At 74.1% G+C, this 822-nt stretch carries 1 pseudogene; it reads right to left on the reverse strand.

Features of this window, described 5'->3' with window-relative positions:
* Positions 1-822 (reverse strand): annotated as a pseudogene (locus AC27KI_RS26195) (ATP-dependent DNA helicase RecG); the annotation flags it as partial.

Below are 822 nucleotides of genomic sequence, written 5' to 3' on the forward strand. Positions count from 1 at the left end.
CAGCACGGCCAGCAGCTGTTCGGCCAGCGTCAGGCCGCCGTCGCCGGGCGGCGGTGCCTGCAGCACCGGCGCGCGCAGCCGGGCCCGTTCGCGCTTGGACTGCTGCTGCGACAGCTGCTGGGCCAGCAGTTCCTCGGCCTTGAGCCGCTGCCAGGCGGGGTGGCTGTGGTCCTCCAGGGTGGCGATGGCCACGTCCGGCGCCGGGTGGTGCAAAAAAGTGAGCGCCTGCCGCAGATTCCACCCCGGCGCCAGGCCGTTTTGGCCATGCACGCGGTCCACCGGCGGCTCCACGCCGGGCGGCAGCGTCTCGGACAGCTCCACGCGCTGCAGGGCGCTCACGATGGCGCGGCGCAGGTAGGCCTGGGGCAGTTGCGCGACGGTCGGGTAGACCGGGGTGAGCGCGGCCGGCAGGTCGCCGCTGGCCGTGCGAAAGGCCGGGTGCAGCATCTGCCGGCCCCAGAAGCCGCCCTTGACCTCGCCCCGAATGCGCAGGCGCGCGCCCACGGCCAGGGTCTTCTGGTGGGAGGGGTAGAAGCTGAAGAACCGCAGTTCGCACGTGCCGGTGCCGTCGTCCACCTGCACCAGCAGTTGGCGGCGGGGGCGCAGCTGCACCTCGCTGGAGACGACGGTGGCCTCGATCTGCACGGTGTCGCCGTCCCGGGCGCTGCGCAGGGAGGTGATGCGGGTTTCGTCCTCGTAGCGCAGGGGCAGGTGCAGGGCCAGGTCGATGTCGCGCACCAGCCCCAGCTTGCGCAGGGCCTTCTGGGCAGGGCTGGGGGCGGGCCGGGCCCCGGAGGGGCTCGGGGCCCCGACACGCCCGGG

It is taken from the genome of Acidovorax sp. KPB24-03 (assembly GCF_057546605.1).